Below are 2,599 nucleotides of genomic sequence, written 5' to 3'. Positions count from 1 at the left end.
TGGCACATCTCTTGATGAAATTATTCGTGCTTATTGTGCAGTTTAGCGTCTCATACTTATTTGAAATGACTATAATTGCATTCGATTCAAACAGAAATTTACCCGGTGCGATTTCTAACACCGGAATGCGGCCATTGGGATTTTTGACCAAAAATTCAGGTGTGCGGCTTTTTCCTTGGAGAATATTAATTTCTGTGCGATCGAAGGGAATATTAAGTTGAGTTAAAAGCAAGCGAACTTTATAGCAATTGCCCGAGGGGGAATACTCGTAAAGTTTAAACATGAGTCTTGAGAAGGTTTTACAAGCTTAAATTATCTCATAAATTAGATAATTTAAGCAGGATGAGTTAACAGTTGTTTGCTAAAATTATTTTGGCGATCGGTGTCGATCGCCAAAACCAGCCACTTCTGCCAGCGTATAAAGCGGGCGGCCCTTCACCTCCTCGTAAATCCGCCCTACATACTGGCCCAAAATCCCAATACTAACCAACTGCACCGCACCCAAAAAGAAAACCGCCATAATCACAATTGTCAAACCAGTTAATGCCGAACCCGCAGAGAAAAGACGCCAATACAAAACCAAAAAAGCCATCAAAACAGACACCAAAGCCGAAAATAAACCCAAATAAATCGACAGTTGCAGAGGAACTTTTGAAAAAGACACTAAACCGTTCATCGCCAAAGCAAAAGATTTACTGAAGGTATACTTAACATCGCCAGCAAAACGCGGATCGCGTTCAAACTTAACTGCCGTTTGTTTAAAACCAATCCAAGCGCGCAGTCCCCGAATGTAGCGGTTGCGTTCAGGCATGGCATTGAGTACGTCCACCACGCACCTATCCATCAAACAAAAATCTCCCGTATCTATGGGAATATCAACATCAGCAAGATTCCGCAAAATGCGATAATACATATAAGCTGGCAACCGCTTAAACCAACCTTCTTGACGGCGGTGAGTGCGCTGAGCGTAAACAACTTGATAGCCCTGCTGCCACTGTTCTACCATATCTATAATTAGCTCGGGCGGGTCTTGCAAATCGCCGTCCATGATGACGACAACTTGACCGCTAGAAAAGTTTAAACCAGCAGTTACAGCTATTTGGTGGCCGAAATTGCGGGCAAAACTGAGGTAACAAATTCGCGAATCTTGTTCGTGCAAGTTTCGCAAAAGTTCGAGAGAGCGATCGCGGCTGCCATCATTGATTAAAATTAATTCTACTGGGCCGTCCAGCCGATCCATCACGGCACTAATTCGCCGATACAATTCAGCGAGATTTTCTTCTTCGTTATAGATGGGAACTACCAAAGAATACTTAGGTGTATGGTTCATCGCTGTTTCTGTTTTAAAATCGGCTTTTCAACCCTTAAATCAAAAGTTTCTTTTTCCTCAAACACGCTGGCTGCTTCACGAGAGAGGTTTGGCACGTAATTTCGCTCTTTGAGCCAGACAACAGCAGCCGACAAAATAGCAGGGTACCAAAACTTATCTATTTTCTTAAATACGAAAAATAAAGATACCATAAGACTGACGCACAGCGAAAATATTTGTTATTATAGATGTTTAGTCAGACTAGAAAAATTACAATCATAACCCATCGATTCAAAATTGCATGACAAATTCCCATGATCTTTGGCAAGCAAATCAAGACTTAAGCGAAGCTTGTCTGCAACATCCCTTTGTCAGAGGCATTGCTGACGGCAGCCTGCCATCAAATAGTTTTGCATATTACATTGCACAAGACGCATTTTTTCTGGGAGCATTCGCTCGTGCTTACAGTATCGCTGCGGCAAAAGCACCCGACTGGGAGGGGTTTGAAATTCTCCACAATCTCGGCAGCGGTGTTTTAGAAGAACTTCGCTTGCATCAAGGATATGCAGGCAAATGGGGGGTAAACTTGCAAGAGGCAAAACCGGGAATCGCTACCCGCCGCTACACAGATTTTTTATTAGCGACAGCCTGGGGAAGCGGTGTCGGTTTGACAGCAGCCGCCATGACTCCTTGCTTGCGGTTGTATGCTTTTTTGGGACAGCAGCTAGCTAAACCTAATATACCGGAACACGCCTTGAGCGACTGGATTTTCACCTATAGCAGCCCTGAGTTTGAGATTTTAGCTTCACGGCTCGAAAGTTTGGTCGATCGCTACGCAGAAGCGGAACCCGAAGTAGAAGCAACCTATCGCTACGCTCTGCTGTGCGAAAGAGACTTTTTTCAGGCAGCTTGGGAGCTAGAGTAAATTAAGTTTATGCAAAAGATATTCAGGGCGATCGACTCTAAGCTACCCACTGCCAACTAGCAAATCTCACGAAAACGTAAAGCAGAAATACGCCAAACAATCCCATCAACCCGTAACCCCAACGAGGCTTAGCAGTGGCCAACAAGCCCACAGTTATTGACAACGGCACAATAGCGTAAGCGCAGCGGTTTACCGAAAGCAGAACTCCAGAACTGGCAAGCAATGCTAAAGAGCAAAAACCGTAAGTCAAAACAATCATACTAAGCTTTTTGCGAGAAACCCACAACAAATATAGCAATCCTAAATGATTTTCTATATCTAGAGCAATCCTAAATGATTTTCTTTGTGTAAGTATATTGACTTAT

General features: G+C 43.4%; 5 protein-coding genes. 1 reads left to right on the top strand and 4 read right to left on the bottom strand.

Features of this window, described 5'->3' with window-relative positions; translation table 11 throughout:
- The 3 genes from QUA40_RS28280 to QUA40_RS28270 all read right to left on the bottom strand — a co-directional run.
- On the bottom strand, positions 1-283 hold a 283-nt coding region (locus QUA40_RS28280), incomplete at its 3' end, for a glutathione S-transferase N-terminal domain-containing protein (RefSeq protein WP_333131966.1).
- An 84-nt stretch (positions 284-367) separates the two neighbouring features.
- Complete coding sequence (locus tag QUA40_RS28275) at positions 368-1,330, bottom strand: glycosyltransferase family 2 protein (protein WP_333131964.1); 963 nt, start codon at positions 1,328-1,330, stop codon at positions 368-370.
- Positions 1,327-1,521: a hypothetical protein gene (locus tag QUA40_RS28270; protein ID WP_333131962.1), complete on the bottom strand. Its 195-nt coding sequence runs from the start codon at positions 1,519-1,521 to the stop codon at positions 1,327-1,329. Before QUA40_RS28270 ends, QUA40_RS28275 begins: the two co-directional genes overlap by 4 nt.
- Positions 1,522-1,610: 89 nt before the next feature.
- Here QUA40_RS28270 and QUA40_RS28265 point away from each other — a divergent pair, with 89 nt between their 5' ends.
- Positions 1,611-2,234: a TenA family protein gene (locus QUA40_RS28265; RefSeq protein WP_333131960.1), complete on the top strand. Its 624-nt coding sequence runs from the start codon at positions 1,611-1,613 to the stop codon at positions 2,232-2,234.
- 37 nt (positions 2,235-2,271) lie between these two features.
- Here the strand turns inward: QUA40_RS28265 and QUA40_RS28260 are convergent, their stop codons facing one another.
- On the bottom strand, positions 2,272-2,493 hold the full coding sequence (locus QUA40_RS28260) for a hypothetical protein (protein ID WP_333131958.1): 222 nt from the start codon (positions 2,491-2,493) through the stop codon (positions 2,272-2,274).
- Positions 2,494-2,599: the final 106 nt, after the last annotated feature.

Source organism: Microcoleus sp. Pol11C3 (assembly GCF_036701485.1).
Classification (GTDB): domain Bacteria; phylum Cyanobacteriota; class Cyanobacteriia; order Cyanobacteriales; family Microcoleaceae; genus Microcoleus.
This window is presented reverse-complemented; position numbering and strand designations above follow the sequence as displayed.

What these genes read in the sequence shown, in the direction of transcription:
- QUA40_RS28275 (WP_333131964.1), bottom strand. Translation starts at nt 1,330, where the DNA reads ATGAACCATACACCTAAGTATTCTTTGGTAGTTCCCATCTATAACGAA.
- QUA40_RS28270 (WP_333131962.1), bottom strand. Translation starts at nt 1,521, where the DNA reads ATGGTATCTTTATTTTTCGTATTTAAGAAAATAGATAAGTTTTGGTAC.
- QUA40_RS28265 (WP_333131960.1), top strand. Translation starts at nt 1,611, where the DNA reads ATGACAAATTCCCATGATCTTTGGCAAGCAAATCAAGACTTAAGCGAA.
- QUA40_RS28260 (WP_333131958.1), bottom strand. Translation starts at nt 2,493, where the DNA reads ATGATTGTTTTGACTTACGGTTTTTGCTCTTTAGCATTGCTTGCCAGT.